The organism is Streptomyces sp. NPDC039736, from assembly GCF_055596485.1.
The window spans coordinates 15,119-36,690 of record NZ_JBVIUQ010000021.1; the positions used below are offsets into that span (position 1 = coordinate 15,119).

General features: G+C 71.3%; 22 protein-coding genes. 15 read left to right on the plus strand and 7 right to left on the minus strand.

What is annotated here, in order from left to right:
* Positions 1 to 106 precede the first annotated feature (106 nt).
* The 4 genes from ACZ56L_RS35385 to ACZ56L_RS35400 all read right to left on the minus strand — a co-directional run bounded on the left by ACZ56L_RS35385 (position 107) and on the right by ACZ56L_RS35400 (position 1,630).
* Positions 107 to 310 (minus strand): hypothetical protein, encoded by a 204-nt coding sequence (locus ACZ56L_RS35385; protein ID WP_471069317.1) that lies wholly within the window; start codon positions 308 to 310, stop codon positions 107 to 109.
* 572 nt (positions 311 to 882) lie between these two features.
* Positions 883 to 1,032: a hypothetical protein gene (locus ACZ56L_RS35390; protein WP_471069319.1), complete on the minus strand. Its 150-nt coding sequence runs from the start codon at positions 1,030 to 1,032 to the stop codon at positions 883 to 885.
* 17 nt (positions 1,033 to 1,049) lie between these two features.
* Positions 1,050 to 1,328 (minus strand): hypothetical protein, encoded by a 279-nt coding sequence (locus ACZ56L_RS35395; protein WP_471069321.1) that lies wholly within the window; start codon positions 1,326 to 1,328, stop codon positions 1,050 to 1,052.
* Entirely contained in the window at positions 1,325 to 1,630 is a 306-nt protein-coding gene (locus ACZ56L_RS35400; RefSeq protein ID WP_401766902.1) for a hypothetical protein, read from the minus strand. Before ACZ56L_RS35400 ends, ACZ56L_RS35395 begins: the two co-directional genes overlap by 4 nt.
* Before the next feature lie 140 nt (positions 1,631 to 1,770).
* Here ACZ56L_RS35400 and ACZ56L_RS35405 point away from each other — a divergent pair, with 140 nt between their 5' ends.
* The 10 genes from ACZ56L_RS35405 (at position 1,771) to ACZ56L_RS35450 (ending at position 13,565) form a co-directional block, all read left to right on the plus strand.
* The gene (locus ACZ56L_RS35405) at positions 1,771 to 3,888 is read left to right on the plus strand and encodes a hypothetical protein (RefSeq protein WP_471069323.1); all 2,118 of its coding nucleotides are present in this window, start codon (positions 1,771 to 1,773) and stop codon (positions 3,886 to 3,888) included.
* 69 nt (positions 3,889 to 3,957) lie between these two features.
* A complete protein-coding gene (locus tag ACZ56L_RS35410; protein WP_471069325.1) occupies positions 3,958 to 4,941 on the plus strand; it encodes a conjugal transfer protein in 984 nt (327 codons plus the stop codon).
* Between the two features lie 24 nt (positions 4,942 to 4,965).
* Positions 4,966 to 5,208, plus strand: a complete 243-nt coding sequence (locus ACZ56L_RS35415; RefSeq protein WP_471069327.1) for a hypothetical protein — start codon at positions 4,966 to 4,968, stop codon at positions 5,206 to 5,208.
* A gap of 215 nt (positions 5,209 to 5,423) precedes the next feature.
* Positions 5,424 to 5,783, plus strand: coding sequence for a hypothetical protein (locus ACZ56L_RS35420; protein WP_471069329.1), 360 nt, complete (start codon positions 5,424 to 5,426; stop codon positions 5,781 to 5,783).
* Positions 5,770 to 8,307 carry an ATP-binding protein gene (locus ACZ56L_RS35425; RefSeq protein ID WP_471069331.1) on the plus strand — a complete coding sequence of 846 codons (2,538 nt, stop codon included), beginning with the start codon at positions 5,770 to 5,772 and terminating at the stop codon, positions 8,305 to 8,307. The genes ACZ56L_RS35420 and ACZ56L_RS35425 overlap by 14 nt, the downstream gene beginning before the upstream one ends.
* On the plus strand, positions 8,304 to 8,918 hold the full coding sequence (locus ACZ56L_RS35430; protein ID WP_471069333.1) for a hypothetical protein: 615 nt from the start codon (positions 8,304 to 8,306) through the stop codon (positions 8,916 to 8,918). The genes ACZ56L_RS35425 and ACZ56L_RS35430 overlap by 4 nt, the downstream gene beginning before the upstream one ends.
* Positions 8,915 to 10,846, plus strand: a complete 1,932-nt coding sequence (locus ACZ56L_RS35435; protein ID WP_471069335.1) for a hypothetical protein — start codon at positions 8,915 to 8,917, stop codon at positions 10,844 to 10,846. Before ACZ56L_RS35430 ends, ACZ56L_RS35435 begins: the two co-directional genes overlap by 4 nt.
* 17 nt (positions 10,847 to 10,863) lie before the next feature.
* Positions 10,864 to 11,616: a hypothetical protein gene (locus tag ACZ56L_RS35440; RefSeq protein WP_471069337.1), complete on the plus strand. Its 753-nt coding sequence runs from the start codon at positions 10,864 to 10,866 to the stop codon at positions 11,614 to 11,616.
* The gene (locus tag ACZ56L_RS35445; protein ID WP_471069356.1) at positions 11,616 to 12,776 is read left to right on the plus strand and encodes an NlpC/P60 family protein; all 1,161 of its coding nucleotides are present in this window, start codon (positions 11,616 to 11,618) and stop codon (positions 12,774 to 12,776) included. Before ACZ56L_RS35440 ends, ACZ56L_RS35445 begins: the two co-directional genes overlap by 1 nt.
* Positions 12,777 to 13,565 carry a hypothetical protein gene (locus tag ACZ56L_RS35450; protein WP_471069339.1) on the plus strand — a complete coding sequence of 263 codons (789 nt, stop codon included), beginning with the start codon at positions 12,777 to 12,779 and terminating at the stop codon, positions 13,563 to 13,565.
* Between the two features lie 775 nt (positions 13,566 to 14,340).
* Here the strand turns inward: ACZ56L_RS35450 and ACZ56L_RS35455 are convergent.
* The 3 genes from ACZ56L_RS35455 to ACZ56L_RS35465 form a co-directional block, all read right to left on the minus strand.
* The gene (locus tag ACZ56L_RS35455) at positions 14,341 to 15,297 is read right to left on the minus strand and encodes a hypothetical protein (protein ID WP_471069341.1); all 957 of its coding nucleotides are present in this window, start codon (positions 15,295 to 15,297) and stop codon (positions 14,341 to 14,343) included.
* Positions 15,294 to 15,932, minus strand: coding sequence for a hypothetical protein (locus ACZ56L_RS35460; protein WP_471069343.1), 639 nt, complete (start codon positions 15,930 to 15,932; stop codon positions 15,294 to 15,296). The genes ACZ56L_RS35455 and ACZ56L_RS35460 overlap by 4 nt, the downstream gene beginning before the upstream one ends.
* A gap of 81 nt (positions 15,933 to 16,013) precedes the next feature.
* On the minus strand, positions 16,014 to 17,396 hold the full coding sequence (locus ACZ56L_RS35465) for a pentapeptide repeat-containing protein (protein ID WP_471069344.1): 1,383 nt from the start codon (positions 17,394 to 17,396) through the stop codon (positions 16,014 to 16,016).
* 256 nt (positions 17,397 to 17,652) lie between these two features.
* Between ACZ56L_RS35465 and ACZ56L_RS35470 the strand changes: the two genes are divergently transcribed.
* From ACZ56L_RS35470 to ACZ56L_RS35490, 5 genes are all read left to right on the plus strand, one after another.
* A complete protein-coding gene (locus ACZ56L_RS35470; RefSeq protein ID WP_471069346.1) occupies positions 17,653 to 18,354 on the plus strand; it encodes a hypothetical protein in 702 nt (233 codons plus the stop codon).
* 852 nt (positions 18,355 to 19,206) lie between these two features.
* Positions 19,207 to 19,593 (plus strand): hypothetical protein, encoded by a 387-nt coding sequence (locus tag ACZ56L_RS35475; RefSeq protein WP_471069348.1) that lies wholly within the window; start codon positions 19,207 to 19,209, stop codon positions 19,591 to 19,593.
* Positions 19,594 to 19,716: 123 nt separating this feature from the next.
* Complete coding sequence (locus ACZ56L_RS35480) at positions 19,717 to 20,115, plus strand: hypothetical protein (RefSeq protein ID WP_471069350.1); 399 nt, start codon at positions 19,717 to 19,719, stop codon at positions 20,113 to 20,115.
* Between the two features lie 60 nt (positions 20,116 to 20,175).
* Complete coding sequence (locus ACZ56L_RS35485) at positions 20,176 to 20,520, plus strand: hypothetical protein (protein ID WP_471069352.1); 345 nt, start codon at positions 20,176 to 20,178, stop codon at positions 20,518 to 20,520.
* A gap of 17 nt (positions 20,521 to 20,537) precedes the next feature.
* Positions 20,538 to 21,011 carry a hypothetical protein gene (locus ACZ56L_RS35490; protein ID WP_471069354.1) on the plus strand — a complete coding sequence of 158 codons (474 nt, stop codon included), beginning with the start codon at positions 20,538 to 20,540 and terminating at the stop codon, positions 21,009 to 21,011.
* Positions 21,012 to 21,572 lie beyond the last annotated feature (561 nt).

Genomic DNA, 21,572 nt, shown 5'->3' on the forward strand with positions numbered 1-21,572 from the left:
AGGGCCCCGTGCCTGCCCGGCACAGGTGAGGTCAGGGGCCGGTGAGTACGTAGAGAATCTCGACGGTGCGCAGCTCCTGGTGCACGCGGTGCAGCGCGCTCACGCGCTACCCGGTGTCGGCGGCCGGGGCCGTCAGCGCGCGGCGGAGCTCCACCAACTGCACCGGTTCCGAGACGCCCGTGCGGGGGTCGGCCGCCAAGACCGCGAGGAGATCGTGCACGGCCCGCCGCTCGCTCGGGGAGAGCTGCTCCGCGAATTCACGGCCGAGGCGCTCATGTATGAGGACGGACCAGGGGCGGGGCTCACTCACGAGCGCCCCCGGCGGGGCCGAACACTCCGACTGTGGCCAGGAGTTGGGCGATGCCGGCGGTATTGCTTACCTCGGGGTGAATCGGGTTGTATGCACACGATCAAGGGTATTCAGGGCTACTCTGGGAACCTCTCGGGGGAGGTCTCATGTCCGGTGGAAACTGGGGGTCGCCGTGCGTCTGGTGTGGCGGCCACGGCTGCGACAAATGCACGGGTGCGCCTAAATCCAAAAGTAGCGGCGGCTGCTTGCCCTCGTGCGCCGGCTGGATTGGAGCCTTCGTTGTCGCGCTTCTGCTCCTGCCAGTAGTCATGTGGCTGGCGGACGGCAACCCGCTTCAACCGCTAGTCGATTGGCTAAATAGCCCGAAATCTCCTTAAAGGCCCTTCCTGTGTCGAAGCTCTGGAGCGGGGAGGCTGGCCACCCCCGCCCGTCCCGGACGGCCGCTCCCGGAAGACCGGGCCAGTCGGCCCGCGCAGCCCCCACCGCGCGAGCCGACTGCATGTCCAGGAGCCCCGAACTCCGGAAGCACGGAAGGTCCCGGAGTCTGTGACTCCGGGACCTTCCGTCGACGGCTACGAGCGGCGTTTAAGCTCGCGGGCGGTGTTGTCGGCAAGGTCGTCCGTGTCGACGTCCTCCGGGTCGCAGGAGTCCAGGTAGCTGTCCAGCACTTCGCGGATGATCTCCCGTCGTGTGTCCTGGGCGGCCGACTGCGTCATGTTCATGGGCGGATTCCTGGGTGTCACGGGCCGGTCAGGACGTACAGGATCTCTACGGTGTGCGTCTCCTGGTGCACCCGGTACAGCACACTCACGCGCTGCCCGGTGTCGGCGGCCGGGGCCGTCAGCGCGCGGCGGAGCTCCGCCGACTGCACCGGCTCCGAGACGCCCGTGCGGGGATCGGCCGCCAGGACCGCGAGGAGATCGTGCACGGCCCGCCGCTCACCCGGGGAGAGCTGCTTCGCGAACTCTGCGCCCAGGCGGTCGTGGACGACGACGGACCAGGGGCCGGGCTCACTCACGCGGCGCCCTCGGCAGGGCCGAACACCTCGGCGGCAGGGCGGAGCTGGGCGGTGCCCGCCAGGCTCGCCGCGATGGCGGCGGCGACCTCGGGGCGAGTGCGCAGCGCCAGGACGGCCCGGTACTCGCCGATCACCGCCGGGACCTCCCCGAGCTGCGCGGCCGCAAGCCGGGCGTCGAACGCCACCAGGTCGGCGGGCGCAGCGGCCGCGAGCGCGGCGCGCAGCTCCGCGAGGGTCTGCGGTCCCTCGGTGGGTGCCAGCCGGGCCGACTGGTAGGGCGGGTCGTGCGGGAGGGCGCTCATGGGTGCCTGCCTAGGTCTCGGGGCCACGTCCACGGTACCGCCGGGGGTCCGGCAGGGACCGGGGCTGCACCAACTCCGCCCGCGCAACGACGCGTTCTGCGGGTCGTTGCGTTGGTGGACGACGAACCCGGGAGGACGGCATGGCGGCATGGGAATGGGCGCGGGCGAACCCGTCGGCAGCGGCGCTGCTCGGTCTGGTGCTGCTGCTCCTGGTCGCGGTGGAAGCCAGCAAGAAGGGCACCGGCAGAAGAGGAGACGCCCGCCCCCAGGGAGGCCGGCGGGGTGGTGGCGGAGCGCTGGGGCGGTACGTCACCGGGCGGGACCTGCGGGCGGGTGAGCCTCGGTCGGCTGCGTCCTGGTGGCGGGCGGGAGAGGCCATCGACCGCGAGCACCGGCCCGACCGTCCCGCGCGTACGGAGCGGCCGGAGGTGGCGGAGCAGCGCCGGGTGACGGTGTGGGGGGTGGGCGCCGGGACGGTGCGCGGTCTGGCGGCGGGGGCGGCCCGGTGGCGGCAGTGGCCATGGGCGGGGCGGTCGGCGGTGCGGGTGCTGCTCCCGGCCGCCGTGGCGGCGTGGTGGTGGGCCCCGGCCGTCGCGTACGCCGTCGGGGCCGTCCTGGTCGTCGTCGCCCTGGTGGCGGCGCTCACGGGGCCGACGGCGCTCCGGTGGTGGCGGCCGTGCCCGCCGACCGACGCGCAGCGCTACGCGGCTGGGGTGTGGGCGGCGGTGGTCGAGCTGCTCAAGGTGCCGTCGACGGAGGCCCGGGAGGAGTGGCTGCGGGTGCCCGACGATCTGCGGGCGGACGGGGCCCGGATCGTGCTGCGGGTGCCGGTGGAGTGGGTGGGGGCGGAGGCCGCGGTGCGTGCGGTGGAGGCGGCGGTGGCCGCGAGGGTGCCCGGGGAGTGGGTGGCGCACTGGCACCGGTCGGACAGCGCCCCGTACGTGGAGTGGGCGGCGCGGGTGCCCGCGCCGCCTCCGGCGCGGCTCCCGACGTTTGTTCCGTGGCGGTCGACAGGCAGCAGGCATGAGGTGTTCATCGGACAGGCATTGGAGCACGGGGAGGTAAAGGACGTTCTCATTCAGACGGAATCGGATACACCGCACTGGGGTGTGGCGGGCGCGACTGGTACAGGGAAATCAACCATCCTCTACATCGCGGTAGTCCACGCCCGCCAGTACGGCGGAATCGTGGATGTGCTCGACACGAAACAGAACTCACTGACTGAAGCCGACGGGAAAAGCGGCGTCCGCATCCACAAAACTATTACTGCGTGCATCGTGGCTTTCGCCGAATTCATGGTCTCCATGCAGGCCGCCGAGGCAGCAAAAGACAGGGAAGCCGATCCCGCGCTACGCGCGCTTTTGATTCCCCGGACCCTCGTCGTGGATGAACTCCCGACGCTCGTGAAATTTGCGTACATCTGGTGGAAGTACGTGATCAAGGGAAAGGGAACGCCTCCATTTCTGGAGTGGTTCGCCGTCGCCTTCCTCCAGGGCCGGTCTGCCGATCACAGAGTCGTCGTCGGCACCCAGCAATTCGCCGGTGGGTATTTCGGGGGCACGATGGAAAGAGCGCAAATCGGCTGGAAAGCGATGGTGGGATATCAGGACCGGGTTTCCTGGAGTGTCGCCTACAGCCCCTCTGTCCAGCCCATCCCGTATGACACCACCGTGAAGGGCAGAGGAGTTTTCGCGGACGGGAAAATCAACGGGGAAACCAATCAGCTCTGGGTGCGTGAATTTCAGGCGTGCTACATCACGCCGCAGGTTTCCGCCCTGCTCGATGCGTGCCCGCCTGCACCCGCCTGGCACGACGCCGGAGAGATGGCCCCGTGGATCACGGCAGAGGCCCTGAAGGCTGCGGCGGCCATCGCGGTGCCCCCTTTCCTGCCGGGTGGGGAGTACGGTCCCCCCTCCTGTGTCCCCTCCGTTCCGCCTGTGGGGGTAGAGGGGGTAAATAGCAGGTCAGGGCCGGGGACACTGCTACAGGGGACACTCCAGGGGACAGCTCAGGGGACACTCCCGGAGGCCCCGGAGGGGGGCGCGCCCGCCGTCTACTCTCTCGCGGAGGCGTGCGACGCACATGTCCTGCCCTGGGGGTACGAGACGGCCAAGCGCTACCGCTCCCGCAGCCCGAAACGGGGAATCGAATTCCCCGAGGGAATCACCGACGGGCGTATTTCCTACTACACGGAGGAGGAGTTGCGGGAATGGGTGGCCCGCTGGAATGCGGCCGGGCGGAATAGTACGGGGGAATGACGGTCTCCCCGTTCGTGCGTATTGCTCCGTACGGGCGTATCTGCACTGGCCAATGATCGTTATGCGGGCGTGCGTACCCATAGGAGCAGGCGAGAGGCCGAGACGATCCCGGCGAACCCGTACGAGGCGGCGGCCCGCGAGCAGCTCGGGAATGCGCCGAAAGCGGTGCCCGCTCCCGTTGCTGCGCAGGGGTGGACGCCGATTCCCGAGCGCTCGGGCGGTCTCGCGCGGGCGGGCCGCTGGGTGCTGTGGGGCACGGTCGGACTCCTCGCGTTCGCCGGGCTGCGGGGCGTCGTGGCCCCTCGGGAGGCCGCCCCCGGGCCCGCGCTCCCTGCGCCGGGCGCCGCCGCCGAGGCGTTCCCCGTGGCGGCGGCGCAGGCCGCGGCGGCCCGTACCGCGTACGCCTATCTCACCTGGGACCAGGCGGCCCCGGAGGCCCGGGAAACGGCGCTCGCGCCGCTGCTCGCGGCGGGTGTCGATCCGGCCATGGGATGGAACCGCAAGGGCGTGCAGACCGTGGAGACCGTGTTGCCGGGTGCGGTGCTGGGAGCCGCCGAAGGGCGGGCCCGGGTGCGGGTGGAGGCGCGGGTGCGCACCCCTGACAAGGCGCTGCCGGCGCGCTGGGTCGTCCTGGAGATTCCGGTGGCCGCCGCCGCTGGTGGGCGGGTCGTTGCCACAGGGGCCCCGGCCCTGGTGGGCGCGCCGACCGGCCCGCAGGCGGTACCCCCTGCACCCCCACGGCCGGGTGACCCTGTTTTCTCGCGGGCCACGGGCCCGGCCGTGGAGACCTACTTCCGGGCGTGGGCCCGGGGAGACGCCGCAGCCGTGACCGCCCCCGGGGCTGCGATCCCGCCGCTTCCCGCCGGGCTGCGGCTGCTGCACGTGCGCTCCTGGACGGCCGACGTCGGGGAGGGCGGGAGTCGGTGGGGCACGGCGGTCATCACGTGGGGGCTCGGCGGCGGGGAGGCGGAACAGACCTACCGGGTCCAGCTCACCCGCGTTTCCGCCGAATCGGCGTCCCGGTGGCAGGTGGCCCGGATCACCGGGCCCTGAAAATCTCAGAAAGGGTGCAGGTACATGCTGCTTTATGAATGGGCGGCGGCCCCTACCGGGCTTGCCCTCCGTGATGCGGTGCTGACGATCGTCGGGAATGTTTTGATCGCGTGTGCTGCGGCACGCGCACTCAAACTGTATTGGGATGAGAAGTACGAGAAAATGCCGACGGCAGTTCTCGGCGGCGTTTTTGTTGCTTTCTTTACCTGGTTTCCGGATCTGGCGAAAACCGCACTCTCCGGAATTGCGGAAATGGTGCCGACGTAATGCGCGAGGGGAACACGTACACCCGGCATTTCCACATCGACACGAAACAGCATGAAATTCTGGGGGTGGGGCTCGGGGAGGGGGTTTCACGGCGTGCCCTCCTGGTCGGGATTCTCGTGTTCACGGTGTGGACCGGCGGGCTGCTGATTCTCTTCGGAATTCCGGGGCGGGTCGCATTCAGCTTTTACATCATGCCGCCGATTTTCGTTGCTTTCGTGGGCACGCAGCCCTCCCGCCGGTATGAGCGGCGGTGGAGGCTCGCGGAGTGGGTGATCGCTGCCCGCTACCGGGTGTGGGGGCACCGCCCGGTGATCTGCGGCGGGCGCGTCACCGCGCACCGCTCGGAGTGGCTGCCGCGCCGCGCCCGCTGGGGCACCCGCGCGGAGCGCCTCACCCGCTCCCCCCTCGCATGGGCCGCCCCCGTACTGGTCGGGCCGGAAAGGGACGCGGACACCGTGCCCGCCTCCGCCCCGCCCGTCGACCTCGACTCCCGGTGCCGCCTGTACGGACCCGACCACCTGTACCGGGCCGCCGCGCGCCGGGCGAAGAAGGAGACCTCTCGTGTCGATCGCTGAGCGCCTGGCATCCCTGATCGGGGTCTCTGGTGAGCGGGCGGCCCCGCCTCCGCAGTACCGGGCGCTTGCTGACGGCCTGGTGATCACGGAGGACGCCGCGTGGGCCTGGTACCAGGTGGAAACCGTCAACAGCGACCTGATGTCGGAGGAGGAACGCGACGCGGAGACGGGCCGCGCGTCCGCCGCACTGGTCAGCACCCTCGCGGGCGCGGACGTGCACCTGCGGGTGCTGTGGTCGCAAATGGTCGCCGAGGACTACGCCCAGGAGGCGGCCGGCCTGTACTCGGTGGGCCACTGGCAGCAGTGGGCCGCCGACCGGGTGGCCCGGCTGGACCAAATCGCCCTCCCCGTGCGGCACACCCTGATGGGGGTGCGCCTGGGGGACCGGCGCACCAGCGGGCCGCAGCGCGCCACCGAAGTGGCGGGCGTCGGCTCCGCCGGGGTCGGAGCGCGGGAATTGGCGACCTGGCATGAGCAAGCCCGCCGCCTCCAGCGCCGATTGGAGGCGTCACCGTGGCGCTGCCGCGCCGCGTCGGTGGATCTCCTCGCGTGGATGATCGCGCGGGAGCAGCACCGCGCCGCGCTGCCGCCCGCCGCCTGCCGGGGCGCGATCACCGGGGCCGCGCTCGCCGCCCTGACCCGGGGCCGCGCCGTACCCCACCCCGACCATCTCCAGCTCGTCGACGCCTCCGGCGGCGTCACGGCCTGGGTCAGCGTGCTTACCTACACCGCTTTCCCGGAAAAGATGGCCATCCCCGGGCCGGGCGAGTGGCTGCGCGCCCTCTCGGAGATCGCCTACGCCCGGGATGCCGTCGACGTCGACGGCATCCCCGAGGAGCTGCTCGCCCCGGTCTCCCCGGAGGCGAGCGTGCGCCTGCGGGTGCTGCCGCGCCGGGAGGCCATCGACAGCGCCGACACCGTGCGCCGCCGCGCGAAGGAGCAGCGCCGGTCTGCCGCCGAGCACACCGCCGAGGACCCCGGCCGGGCGGTGCAGGAGACCGAGTCGACCATGGAGGGCCTGGTGCGCGACCTGGCCCGGGACGAGTGCTCCCTGGTGGAGGATCACCCGCGGATTGTCGTCACCAGTACGGAGAGCCTGGCGGACCTGCGCGCCCGCACGGACGCGGTCGTCACCTACTACGGGGCGAGCGGAATTGACGTGCGCGTGGCCGAGGAAGAGCAGCGGGAGCTATGGCTGGAGACGTGGGCGGGGGACCGGCTGCGGGTGCCCGACCTAGGGCACACGCGGGACACCGTGGCCATGGCGGGGACCTGGTGGTGGGGCGGCGCGATCGTCGGGGACGACGCCCCGGCGCCGATCGTCGGCTATCTGACCGGGTCGACGCCGGGCGTGGTGCGGCACTCGGTGATCGCGGGTGCGGACCGGGGCGACTCGACCACGACCCTCTACGTCGGGCGGTCCGGCAAGGGCAAAACAACCGCCATGATGCAGGGCCTCCTTGATGCCGGCCTAGCGGGCGCGTGGAGCCTCAGCCTTGATTTCAAAGGCGACCTCGGCGGGCTGACGCGGGCCGGGGCGTACTACGGCATCCCGTCCCGGCTGCTGGAGACGGACCGGTCAATGGCCGGTGCCATCGACCTCATGCAACTGCTCGCCGGACGCGACGACGCCCGCTCCGAAGTGCCCGCACAGCTCGGGATCGTGACCCCGCCTCACCTCCAGGCGGAGGGCGCGGAAGTCGTGGTGCAGCAGGCCGTGAACGCGGTCATGGACGGCCCGGACCCGGCCACCTGGCGGGTCATCGACCGCTTGCGCTTCACCGAGGGCGACGACCTGGCCCGCCGGACCGGAGAGGCCCTGTACGAACTCGCCCAGACCCCTTTGGGTGCGCCGATCATGGGGCGGTCCGCCGGGACAACGCTGCCCCTGACCGCTGACCCCGGCATCTGGGTGGTGCAGATGCCGGGGCTCACCCTGCCGACGGCGGAGGAGGACCGCGCCGGGTGGACCCCCGTCCAGCGCTGCTCCGTCGGGCTCATGCACGGCATGCTCGCCTACGGGCTGATCACCACCGGAAGGAAGGATCTGCGGGGACTGCCCAAAGTGCTGGCGATCCCCGAAGTGCACGTTCTCACCAGCACAAACGAGGGCCGGCGTTTCCTGACGTGGATCGCCCGGACCGGGCGGGCCATGGGCACGCATCTGCTGATGGACACTCAGGACGCGGAGACCCTCGCGCGCCTGGTCGCCGTCGTGGAGCAACTCTCCACCGTGGTCGGCTTCCAGCTCACGACCCCGTCACAGGCCGACGCACTGGCCGAACTCCTCGGGCTGCCCCCCGGGCGCCACACCCGTGACCTGATCCGCTCCCTGGGAGTCGGCGCGGACAACCGCGTCATCCACGGCCGGGCCATCCTGCGTGACTGGCGGCTGCGCGCCGCCACGATGCAGTGGGACCCGGCTACCGCCGACCTGCTGGAGATGCTCGACACCTCCCCCCGCGCAGCCGTCGCGCTCGCCAAGCAGGCCGGTGCGCCCGCCGAGGAGAGGGCGGCCCGGTGAACCTCCGACGCTCTCTCGCCTCCGTCGTCCTGGTGCTCGCCGTCACCGGCTGCACACCCTCTCCCACCAGCAGCGATGCGCCCGCACCCGTGACGGGCGGGTCCCCGGCCGCTGCCGAGGAGGTGGCCGTCCGCTACCTCTCGGCAGTCCTCGCCGACGACTGGCGGACCGCCTGTGGTCTGTCGTCCGCCGACCGTGCGGCGATCTGCCGTGCCTGGCACGCGACCCCGACCAGGCCGGTCCCCGACCCGGCGCCCTCCGCCACCGCGGCCTCCGCCGCGCCACTGCTGGTGTACGCGGACGGCACCACCGTGTACGCGACCCCCACTCCCTCCCGGCCGGCCTCCACCGCCCGCCCGCACTTCGGCCCGGTCCACACCGACCGGCCCACGGTCAGGCTGCACAGCCCCGACCCGTACAAGCAGGGATGGGGAGTGCTGCTCGCCCACACCTCCCAGGAGCCGGGAAGACCCGTCCGCACCGTCCGTACCGCGCTGCGCCTGGTGGCCGAGGCCGACGGGTGGCGCGTCGCCCAGCGTGCCTCCGTCCGGGAAGCGGCGCTCTCTGCCCCCGACCCGGCCGCCGCCGCCCTGGCGGGTGGTCCCCGGTGAACCGCCCCAAGACCGTGACGGTGCTCGCCGCCGTTCTGACCGTCGTGATCGCGGGCAGCGCGTGCGCGGACACCATCGACCCGGTGGGGCTCGGGGATCTCTGGCCGTCGCCGCAGACCCCGAAGAACGGGAACGGGACGATGGTGGAGACGTACGACCCGGGCGGGTGGGTGTGGTCTCTCGACACCGACTACGGGTCAACGGACATCTGGGACCCGCTGCTGCACATCATCCCCGACATGCTGATGACGCTCCTGGTCGTCGTCGGCGCAGCCTGTACCGGCCTGATGCGCTGGACCTTCGGCCTGGTCGAACTGCCCGGGATCCAGGAGCCGTTGACGGCCGCGATCGCCGGATCGGGGGAAACTGTGCTGGTCGGCCTGTTCCCGGCCTGCCTCGCGGTCGCCGCTTTCATGGCGTACTCCCAGGGGTCCGGGTTCCGTGACTTCGCGTGGGTCGTCGTGTCCGCCGTCGTGGCCGTGACGCTCTACCAGACACCGCAGATGTGGGTTGACGGTGTCGACGCGGGCCGGACCATCGGCGCAGAGGTCGCTCTGTCCGCCACCAGCAGCGGACTAGGCGGCGGCAAGGGCATGGAAGAGGTCCCCTTCAAACTGGGGCACACTCCCGCCTACCCGGGGCCGACCCGTGACACCATGATCCGCACCGCCACGGACGCCGTGTGGCGCACGTACACCGCCGTCCCCTGGTGCGTCGCAGAGTTCGGCTCCCTGGAGGCGTGCAAGAAGTACGGGCGCCCGACCCTTGATCTGGGCAGCGACATGGAGGAGCGCAAGAAGTACCTCCAGGGGGCCGTCACGGACGACACCGTGGGAGAGGAGAGCGCCCAATGGCGGGAGGGCCACATGCCCCTCCGCCGGGCCGCCGTACTGCTCCCTTCCGTGATCGTCGCCCTGCTCTTCGCAGGACTTCTGATCACTCTCCTGTTCGCCTCTCTCAAGTCCCTGCTGAGCGCGCTGTTTCTGCTGGTCGTCGGCTCCGTGTTCGCGGCGCTCTGGATCATCCCCGGGCGCCCCCGGAAATGGGGAATCACCTGGGCTGACAAGCTCTTCGGGGAGGTGCTGGAGTCCGCGCTCGCGACGATGACCGTCGGCGCGGTCATGATCATTCAGGTAGCGATCACCAGCCGCATGGGCAACCTCGGATGGGGGCCCTCCGCCGCCCTGTCCGTCGTTGCCGCGCTCGCCGCTTTCAAGTACCGGGCCACCCTGCAGGCGATCGTGGGCAATAACGGCGGCGGGATGGGCGGCGGAGCCGGTGCACTGCTCGGCATGCTCGTCACCCGCCAGGCAAGCCGCGTCGGAGCAACCGCCACCCGGCGCAACACCCCCTCCCCGACACCCCCCACCGGACCGGACGGCGGCACAGGCGGCGGGACCGGAGGACGCGGCGGCACCCCGCGCCCGCCCTCCCGCCCCACCCCCAAACCCCCAGGCCCCCGCCCCGGCAACCGGCCCTCCGCCCCCACGACGGCGGGCAGCACCACAGGCACAGGCACGAGCACGGGCACCACAGGCAGCGGCATTACCGCGCCGACCGGCCCCAGCCCCGCGACCCCCGCCACGGTCGCCTCCGGCGGCCCCGGCGCGGTCACCGCGACCGCCACGACGACCGCGCCCACCGCGATCGGCCCCGGCCGTGGCGCTCCGCAAGCCCAGACCCCGGCGCTGCCCCCGGCCCGCTCGGCACCCGACCCGGCTGGGGTCGCACTGCCTGCGGACCTGGTGGCCGTCCCCCCGACCGGGATCGGCGGCCCGCCCCGGCCCCCGACCCGCCGGACACAGCCCCCGCCACCGCCCCCCACGGGCCACCGCCGGCCTCCGCAGCGCCGCACGGCAATCCCGCGCCCCGCCCGCCGGCAACCGCCCCCGCCGCCCTCCCGCCGCGCCCTGCCCCCGCCCCTGTAGAACGAGGACCACCCCACATGACGCAGCAGCCCCCGCCGGACAACCGCCCCGAGGACTGGCGGGAGCTGCTGCACTCCCTTCCCGCCGACCCCCACCCCGCCGCACCACCCCCTTCCCGCCGCAGGCGGTTGCGCCGACGGCGGCAGCACAGCCCCGCCCCGGTGCCGCTGGCTGACGGAATCTCCCGCCGCGCCGCCGCCGTCCGCCGGGAACCCGTGACCCCCCTCGGGCTCCTCCTGGTCGTCGCCCTCCTCCTCGGAACCGGTCTCCTCGTACGCCACCTGACGGCCGCCGACCCGGCCCCGCCCGCTGCCGCACCCCGCCCCGCCGCCCCGGCCGCCGCCCAGCCGCCACCCCCGCCCCCGGCCGCACCCGCCCCTCCCGCCGTCGCCGCACCGGAGGACGTCGCAGAGGCATGGGCACGCGCCTACTGGACCCGCGACCCGGTACCGGACCGCACACACACCGCCGCCGTCCGCCGGGCCGCCCCGTGGGCCACCGCAGGTCTGACCGACAACCTGACCGCCCACCAGGACCCCGCGTGGGGACGGCTGGTGAGCCGGGGCGGGATCAGCACCGTCACGGCCGTGCGCGTCAGCCCCGCCGGGCCCGACCTCCCCCCGGACATCCCCGACCAACGGGTATGGCGCACGATCACCACCACGACCGCCGTCGACGGCTACACCGCCTACTCCGAGACGCTCACCGTCCGCGCCGAACTCCTGCGGCTCACCGCCGGGTGGCGGGTATCCCGCGTCCTCGGCCTGTGATGGACACCCGCGACGCCGCGACCGCCGCCGCCCGAACCGCCCTCCTGCCCGTCCAGGTGAAGGGGGCCGCCGCCCTCCTGGTCGTGTTCGGCCTGGTCATCGGCGGCACGTCCGCGCTCACCATGGCGGGCAGCGCAGTACAGCAGCTCAACGACAAAGCGCAAAGCGCGGCATGCACCCCTGCTGGAATCCCCGACATCGGCGCGGGAGACGGGCCGTCAGAAGAATTCCTCCTCACCGCCCAGGTAGACAATGCCCGCACCATCGACGCGGTGGCGAAAGGACGCGGACTGTCCGGACAGGCAACCCTTATCGCGCTCATGACCGCTCTGCAGGAAAGCGGCCTGCGAAATCTGAAATACGGCCACGCCGACAGTCTGGGCGTATTCCAGCAACGCCCCTCGCAAGGATGGGGGACGCCAGAGGAGATCCTGAACGTCCGCTACTCCGCCCGCCTGTTCTTCGGCGGAAATCCCGGGAAACCGTCCGGACTGACGGACGTACGCGGATGGGAGTCCATGCCGCCCGGGGCCGCCGCGCAGGCCGTCCAGAAGAGCGCCCACCCCGAGCTCTACGCGGGCCAGCGGCTCCGCGCCGCACAGGTCGCCCGGGACGCAGGAATCGACCTGGGCCGCGCCGGCACCGCCGCCACCCGCGCCGACAACGACCAAGGAGCCCCGCAGCCCCCGGCCGTCGGCTGCGAGCGGGGCCCCGGCACGCCCGGCGCCCCCTTCCATGACGCCGGGGCGGGATGGCCCGGTGCCGTCCGCAATCCGCGGTCGAATGCGGAGGCCATCGCGTGGGCGCGCAGGGAGGCCGCCACCGGCCGCGGCACCTGGTACCGCCGGTGCCTGGCGTTCGTCGCCATCGTTCACGGGTGGAATGTGTCCGGTGTTCCCTATGCCATCGACCACTACCGGCAAATGCCCGCCACTATGCGTCACGACAAAAGCCGTGCCGTTCCGCCCGGGGCCCTGATGTATTGGGACACCGGGCAGAGGGCCGGGCATGTCGCCGTTTATCTCGGTGACGGGAAAATTGCCAGTAATGACATTCGCAGGCCGGGCTATATCGACGTTGTACCGGCGTCTGCCATCGAAAAAGAATGGGGTTCCACCTACCTAGGGTGGGCTCCACCGTATTTTCCGAAAGGGGCGTAAATGCTGCGACGACCGAAGAAGGAAAAGGCCGTACCGGCGACGGCCGAGGAGCCCACCGGGGCGTCCGCGTGCGTGATCACCCTCACCCCCACCGGGGGCGATCTCGACGGCATCCCGCTCGAAGGCACCGACATGGACACGCGCCGCCGCGCCGCCCTGGCCCTCCTGCGCACCCGCGCCGCCCACCTCGGCTACCCCCTGGCCATCAGCGCGCACGAGCCGGACCAGACGTGGCACATGACCATGACCCCGGCCGGAGAGATCACCACCGTGCCCGGCCCCGCCCCGGCCGCCGTGCCTCCCGTCCCGGCCACGCCCCCGGCGGTCGCCGCCGCGCCTCCGGCCGACGACTGGCACGCCCCCCTCGTCACCCCGTACGCCGACGCCGGGGAGCAGCTCGCCGCCGCCGCCCGCGCGGGAGACCACACCACCGCGGCCTCCCTCGCCCGGCAGCTCTACAGCGACCTTGCCGCCGCGTACGGACTCGCCCACCCCCACCCCATCCAGGTCCTCACCTGCTGGGCCTGGCACGCCCTCCACCACGCCGCCGACGACCCGGCAGAGGCCGTCGACCTCCTCCTACGAACCGCCCGGCTGCGCCACGCCGCCGGAGCTCCGCCCGCAGAAACCCACCGCGCCGCCCGCAACGCTCACGCGGTGTGGGGGAAGTGGTGGTGGCCAGCCGATCCGGAAGGTGCCCGAGACGACGCTGACCGCCTGGTCGCCGTCCTCGAATCGCTCGGGCACCACGACCAGGCAGCCGACGTCCTAACCCGCGCCGGACAGTGACCAGCGCTACCGGGGCGACCGGCCAAAGGTATTTTCGCAGGACTTTTGCAAGTCCTTCCGGGCGTGACCGCGCGACATGTCGCACAGGATCGCCGGATTGACCGTCTGGACGGGAGCCGTCCCCTTCTTCGGTGTCGCCTTCACCTTCGGGGCGGCCGTCTTCTTCCGCTTCGGCTGCACCCTCGGTGCAGCCGCCTTCTTCTTCGGTTTCGGAGCGGAGGACTTCGGCGTACCGGTCACGGCCGCACGTCGGGCCCGAGGCGGGGCCGGCTGCGCAGTGGCCACCGCCCGCCGGGGTGCAGCCACATCCCGGCGCGGCGTACGCACCCCGGCCTGCTCCCGGCCACCGGGGCGCGCTGCTGCGGGTGCCGGAACCTTCACCCCTGCCTCTTCCCGAGGGCGCGCCGGATCGGCCGGGGCGTCGTCGGAGTCCACGGGCGGAACGGTCGACGGTGCGGCCGTTGTGGGCGAAGGGGCGGGCGTCGTTGGGGCGTCCTGGCGGCGGCCTTCCCAGCCGATGCCGTCCTGTTCCTCCGGCGCCGGGCGGGCTGAACCGTGGGACGCCTTCCCGTCCTGTGGCTGCGGTGATGTGTCAGTGCCGCAGGCGGCAGTGCCAAGACACAGCACCACGACGGCGGTTGCGAGTACGGGCCGATAGATCATGGCACCACAGTTCCGTGTCCAGACCCGGCGGCGGGGGCTGCCACGCACCGGCTCACCTCACAGGGTGACGGTGGGGCGCTGCGGTGACAGTGGCAGCCCCGGGTTGCTGCGTCTACACGTCCGGGAAGTGCTTGGTCGCTGCCTTCATGTGGCGTCCCATCGTGGCGACCATCTTGCGGGTGGCCTCCGGATCGGCCTGCGCGGCGGCAGCGTGAGCAGCAGCCATACCGTCCACAGCCTTCGCGAACTTCCGGACGGTGACGACGTACTCCCGGAACGCCGAAACAGGGTCCGCTACCGGGGCCGGAGCGGCCGGAGTGGACTCTTCCTCCTCGGGCTGCGCGAGCTTCCGGGCGTGGTCGATCAGCTCCTCGCGGCCCAACGCGTCGCCCCGGGGGAGCTGCAACACGATGCCCTTGATCACCTTGCTGCTGACGGTGTCCGTTCCCCGCGTCTCGGCGACGGCCCGGTAGAGAGCGGCGGCGGTCTCCTTGTCGTAGCTCTCCTGCACCGGACCGAGAGCCTCGGCAGCACGCTGCGAGATGACCATGGGACGAGCAGCCTGCGGAGTGTCTGCGTGTGCCTCCGAGACGTCGTCCGCTGAAGAGTCCCGCATGCGGGACTCTTCGTTCGATTCAAGTTCGAATGCGGACTGACCTGCAAGGATCTCCGCGATTCCCGCACCCGCGATCTGCCGGTAAGCCGACGAGGTCGACATCTGCGCCACGTCCGCGATGAAGTCACGGGCCGTCGCGTAGTCCGCGCGCCACAACCTCCCCCGCAGTGCCACCTCCAGAGCGCGAGCAAAGACATGCCAGGCATCGCGGAACTGCCGGAAGCCGGCCTGACACCGCTCCCACCGCTCCGCCTCGGTCTCGCTCAGCGGGCCGGACAGATCCTCCGGAGCGTCCACAACCTCCGGGAGATCGGAGACCGTCATCATCGCCTCGGCGCGCCCCTGCGCGATCTCCGTGCTCGCTGGAGCTCCGCCCTTCGCCTGCGCGTCCTCGGCACGACGCTGCTTGCGCAGAGCGCGCAGCTCTGCCGCGGTGGGGTTCTTCGTGCTCACTTGCTCACCCACCCGCGCGACTCAAGCTCGTGCACCAGGGCCTCAAAGTCACTGCCCTTGGCCCGCACGGCCATCCCTTCGCCGGTGTTGGCGTACATCTGCACGGCAGGAATGACCGTCTCCAACACGTCCCAGTTGTCCTCGGTGAGAGTCTCCCGGATGCTGTCGCGCATCCGAGTCGCTCCCGGCTGGTTCCGGCACAGCAGTACCGGGTGCGGAGGCGTGCCATCCGGGCGCTTGGCCGACGCCTGCTCGATGAAGAAATCCATGGGCAGCTCGTCCATGCGCTCCACGTCGCTGTTGGTCGTGGCACAGGCCACCAGAACGAGGTCAGCGAGACGGATCACGCTGCGGCCGATGGGCTGGTGGTTCTCCAAGTGCCCGCAGTCCACGACGCCGATGTGTCCTGCGGGAAGCAGGGTCGGAGCCTCTTCGTGGAAGCGGCTGTTGGCGACCCGGTGGACGGTGAAATCAGGCTCCCCACCAGGGCGGGCGTCCCACCACCGGTAGAACTGCTCCGACTCGTCCGCGTCGAATCCCGTCACGCCGTAGCCCAGCTCATGCAGCGCGTGCATCAGCCACCACGCGATAGTCGTCTTGCCCGTTGACCTGGGGCTGGCAATCGCAATCCACATGCCCCGCAGACTATCCGCCGTCAACCGACCCAGGGCACTGGCCTTCCCGTGAAGTATGGGATGCGCCGGTCCCGAGTACGGCTAGCCGGAACCCGTCGGAAGCCATGCGGGAGGCAGGATGAGGCCCTGAGGCAAGGGGGCGGAGGCATCGGCCGGAACCAGGCCAGATGGCGCGGCCCCCGAGGCGTCCCTGAAGTTCACGGTGCTGCCGGCGAACCTCGCGTGGTTGAAGTTCACGGTGCCGCCGGTGAACCTCGCGTGGTCGAAGTTCACGGTGCCGCTGGAAAGCCTCGCGCGGTCGAAGTTCACGGTGCCGCCAGAGAACTCCGCGCCGTTGAAGTACATGGTGCCGCCGGTGAACCTCGCGTAGTTGAGGCGCACGGTGCCGCCGGTGAACCTCGCGTAGTTGAGGCGCACGGTGCCGCCGGAAAAGTTCGAACTGCTGAAGTTCACGGTGCCGCCAACGAACCTCGCGTTGCCGAAGTTCACGTCGCCGTCGGTGAACTTCGCGCCGTTGAAGCGCATGGTGCCGCCGGTGAACCACGCGCCGATGAAGTTCACGTGGCTGCCGGTGAACCTCGCGTTGCTGAAGTGCACGGTGCCGCCGGTGAACCTCGCGTTGCTGAAGTTCACGAAGTTGCTGGAGAAGTTCGCGCCGTTGAAGTACATGGTGCCGCCGGTGAACCTCGCATTGCTGAAGTCCACGGTGCCGCCGGAGAATTCCGCGTCGGTGAAGTCCATGGTGCCGTCGATGGTGACCCCGGTGAGGTCGAGGTGGCAGCCCTGCCAGGAGCGGTGTGTGTTCTGGGGGATGCGGTAGTGGTCTCCGATCAGGCGCAGGATGGTGTGGCGGACTTCGCGCAGTGCCCGGTACTGGTCTCGTTTGGCCTGGTAGGTGTCGTGCCTGATCTGGTGGGCGTCGCGTTGTTCCTCGGAGGGCTCGGGGGTGGAGGGCAGGGGGTGGGGCGGGTTTCCGGGGTCGGGGGCGGAGGGAAGGCGCAGATAGGCGCACAGGACGTCGATGCAGGTCTGGCGAAGGTCCTGGGTGGGGGCGTCGTCGGCGAGGCCGGCGAGGGCGTGGACGCCGCCGAGACGGACGGCGGGGGAGTCGGAGCCGAGTTTGTCGACGGCCGCCGAGAAGCGTTCGGTGTGCAGCCGGGTGGACTCGCGGTGCGCGCCTGCCTCATCCACCCGCTGACGGCGGTAGGCGACGACCAGGGCGACGAGCGCACCCGCTCCCGCGACCACCCCGAAGGAAAGCTTCACTAGGTCAAAAAGCGTCTTCGCGTCGAGCTTCGTACCCGTGTCGATCGCCTTGAAGTCGAGCAGCACCACCAGCCCGTAGAAGATGGCCCCTGCGGTGAGGACGGCCGCGGTGAAGGCCAGCAGCAGCGCCCGCCCGACCTTCCATAGCCGCAACTCCCTGTCATGCGGGCCGGATTCTCGCTTTGGTGTGACTGTCATGCCGAGGTAGACACCGGGCGGACACCAGTGGTTGCACGGACTTCCAGGGCCGGATGCCACGACGGGGAAAGAAAAGCGGCCGGCGCCCATTCCGCCGGAGCGGGTGGCATAGGGCGCCGGCCTTCCCAAGACAACCCACCAGGGAGCTGCTCTGGGCACAGTGTGCCACGAACCCCCGCGCATGAGGCATGTGCCGTACTGTTTTCCTGAGCGCGGTTTCCTCGCGAAGCTCCCTTCCCACATCCGGAGTTGTCTGATGATCCGTTCCGGGCGCGAGCCCTACGTTCTCACGTCCGCCGACCTCGCCGCGCGGGAGGGCATGACGCTGGGGACCTGGCGGACGAAGAAGGCGGCGCAGGCCCCCGGCCGGCCGAAGCCGGTCAGCAGCGAGGGCGCGCGCACCCTGCTCTGGGACGCCCGGCAGCAAGACGCGTGGGCCGCCGGGAAACCCGTCCCCGTCCTCCCGACGACGGATGAGCCGGGCGACCTCCTCGACCGCCAGGAGGCCGCGGCCGTCCTCGGCGTGGCCCCCCGCTCCTGGGACCAGTACGCCCGCGCGGACCAGGACCTGCGGGCCGCGTGCCAGGTGGTGGGGGGAGTGGAGCACTGGCCTAGGGACGTGATCGAGAAGTGGCAGGCGGCCCGGCCGGGAGACGCGGGCAAGCGGGCGCGCGGAGGCCGGCCGCGCGGCACCGGCGACCTGCTGCCCCGCGAGGAGATCCGCCCCCGCACCGCCGAACTGCTCGCCGCCGACCCGGCCGTGACCGCCCAGGCCGTCGCCGAGACCCTCGGCGTGCACCAGAACACCGCGACCAAGGCCCTAGCCGCCGCGCGCGCGGACGCCGTCGCGGAGCTGCTGGCCGCCGACCCGGGCGCCACCGCCGAGGACGTCACGGCGCGCCTGGGGTATCCGCCGCTCACCGCCCGTACTGCCCTCCAAGCCGCATGGGAGCGGTGACCGCCGCCCACCCCGGGGCGCGCGCGGCCGGGGAGCAGCGGCGCAGCGCGGGCTACTGCCGGGGGTTCGGCTTCTTCCGGGCAGCCTCGACCGGGGCGCGGCACGTGACGCAGAGGCTGTTGGCCCCGTCCCCGTACCGGCAGCACGGCTGACGGCACCGCGCGCACGGACCGATCTGGGACGGCGCGCAGTCCACGGCGCGCAGTCCAGGGCGCGCGGAGGCGTGGCCACGAAGGGCTTCTTTCGGCAGGGGCTTCCGCAGGGGAACAACCGATTCTGCGCCCGAACATTCCCAGGGCGCAGCACGGAGGAGCAGCGGCGCAGCACGGGGTTGCTGCCCTCCTTCTGTGCGCGCGCTCTGCTCCGCAGAGACGCCGCGCCGCCGCTACGCGGCGGGAAAGATCCGCAGCGCTCCGCGCTGCACGGCCGGTGGGCGGCTCGGAGTCCTGCCTCGCCCGCTCGGCGATCGGCCCGCAGGCGGGCGTATAGCGTCCCCCCGGAGGGGAAAGGGCGGCCTGCTCCGCAGTCCGCTGTGCCGCCGCTGCGCGGCGGGAAAGATCCGCAGCGCAGCGCGCTGCGCGGCCGGTGGGTGGCTCGGGGTGCCTGCCCGGTTCGCTCGCTTCGCGATCGGCCCGCAGGCGGGCGCGCAGCGCCCTACGGAGGGCGAAGTGTGGCCTGCTCCGCAGTCCGCTGCGCCGGTCATGCGCACAGGTGGGGTGACCAGCGGATTCACTCGTTTGGGGGCCCGGATTTCCCCGCGTCATTTAAGCAAGTGACATACATTTCTCTTGTCGGGGTCACCGAGTGGCATCGGTCCCCGACTCCCAAGACCACTCACTGAAAGGCACACCCATGTACGCACTCCTCGGCCTCTCCTTCCTCGGTCGCATGGAGCTGTTCCACGGCGACCGCGACGACGTCGCGCCCATCCACGTCGCCGCCGTCCCCGCCGGGACGGCCCTCCGCACCGTCCCCGTGCCCGGCATGAAGGGCTACTCGGCCCACTTCGTGACCGACCCCACCCACCCCGAGGCCCCGATCGCCACCAAGCTCCTCGGCGAGTACGTACGCGGCAACGTCCTGATCAGCCGCACCGACGAGGACGGCACGCACCGGTTCCTCTCGCTGGAGCAGTTCATGGACCTCTCGGTCCTCCTGATGGACGCCGCCGACGCCACCCACACGGCGCTCAGCATCGAATCCGCCGACGGCACCGTGCACGCCTACCTCGGTAGCTGACACCCCGTCCGGCCCCCGGCGGGCGCGCCCCAAGGCAGCGCCCGCCCCCCCCCCCCCGGGGCGGCCCGAGTGGCATCGGGCCGCCACCCAAGGCACACACCCCACCCACCCGAAGGGCACACCATGTTCCTGTACCTCCTCAACGTCGACGGCATCGCGGCTCCCTTCCCTGCCCAGGCCGGTGAAATCGCCCTGCCGGTCCAGTCCTCCGCCGACCAGGCCGACCGCCCCCTCTACCTGACCCCGCTCCGCACGATCGGCGGCGTCGCCCTCCACGGCGTCACCGACCCCACCGAGGGTCTCCCCCTCAACGTCCTCGCGACCGTGCTGGTCGGCACCGCCGGACCGGCCGCCGTGTACGGCTCCCTCCTGCTCACCGGCCTGCCCACCGCCACCGGCGACCGCCACCACGTCCTCACCGAGACCACCGCACTCGCCGCACTCGACCTCATCGACACCGCCCGCACCGCCCTCCGCGAGGGCCTCCGCGACGGCCTCCACCCCCAGCACCGCCGCAGCTAACCCCCACCCCCGGGTGCGCCCCCACGGGGCGCACCCCCTCCCACACCAAAGGAGAACGAATTGATCCCGATTCTCTGCGGGGAATGCGGCAACTACAGCGCACGAATGCGCCTGACCGTGGAAGGGCTTTTCCAATGCGATGACTGCGGGTGGCTCCTTTTCTGCACGGAAATCTCGCTCGACGGTAATGAGATTTGGGTGGTAGGCCCGGACGGCACCCTCGGGTACGTCACCGACCCGGCCGTTTCCCTCGCGGAAATCGCCGAATCCCTCGATGACTACATGAGCGCCCCCCACGACTCGTACGGGGAATTGGAGGCGCTCCGAAAGTCCCGCGACGCGGCAAGCCGTTTGCGCGCCGCGTACGAAGCTGGAATTCCCTACCCGAAGGCGGAAAAGAAGTGAGCCGGACCCGAACCCTCATGCTGCACACCCTCCTGTGCCAGGCGTGCGGCGGCCTCTCGCCGCTGTACGCCGCCAGCGACCACACCTTCGTCTGCGCCGACTGCGGCAGCCGCGTGACCACGGAAGACGCCGAATGGCGCCTAGAAGGCCACGAAGTGTGGAGCGTGCACCCCACGGGGGAACTCGGCTACGCGGAGTCTCCCGTCATCGTGGCCGCGCACACGGTCGACACGGTCCGCCTGTATCTCGCGGCGGACCCGGAATCGGCGGACGAGACGGCGGAATTCCGTACCCTCCGCGTGCTCCTTTCCATGGGTTGCGACACGGTGGAGCTGGGATTGGACGTCCCTCAAGAATCGCGCCTCCGCTGCCCGAAATGCAGGACGGGAGAGGTTTCACTGACATGCCGTCAGTGGTGCCACTGCACGGAATGCGACTGGGGCGGGATGGAATACGAAGCCCTCTACTACGGCGACAGCTACCAGCAGTAGGGGACGGGCCCTGGTAGGCAAGGCCAGCCAGGGCCCAAAATAACGCACCCACGGAAAGGCCCGCGCATCCAGAATTCAAGGGGTGCGCGGGCCCTGGCGGTAGTGCCGAAATTCGCGCCATCCCATCGAGCAGTGATCTTGACGCACCGGGGGTAGAGCATGACTCCAGAGTCAATCCGCTATCAATTTTTGAAGCACACCCCATGAACCCTTTCAGCCGAGACGCCCAGCCCCCAGCCCTTCTTGCTGCCGCTTGTTGTGGCCCAAGCCCCGTGGGCGGGCCGCGCGGAGCGTGGCACGCCTGGCCCGCAGGCGCACGGGTGGCCCGGCCAGCGGGTGGCTGGAGCGAAGCGGAAGCCACGGGTCGGCCGGAGGCCGACCGCCGGGACGCGGAGCGGCCCGGTTCTCCCTGGGCTCCTGGAGCGGAGCAGAGGGAGCCGCCCGGCTGCGCCGGGCGAGCAGTGCGCGGAGCGCACTGCGTCCGCTCACGCGGAGCGGGAGCGAGAGGGGCGCAGCCCCTCCGCTTTCTTGCGCGCAGCGCAAGGGGACCCGCTCCGCGGG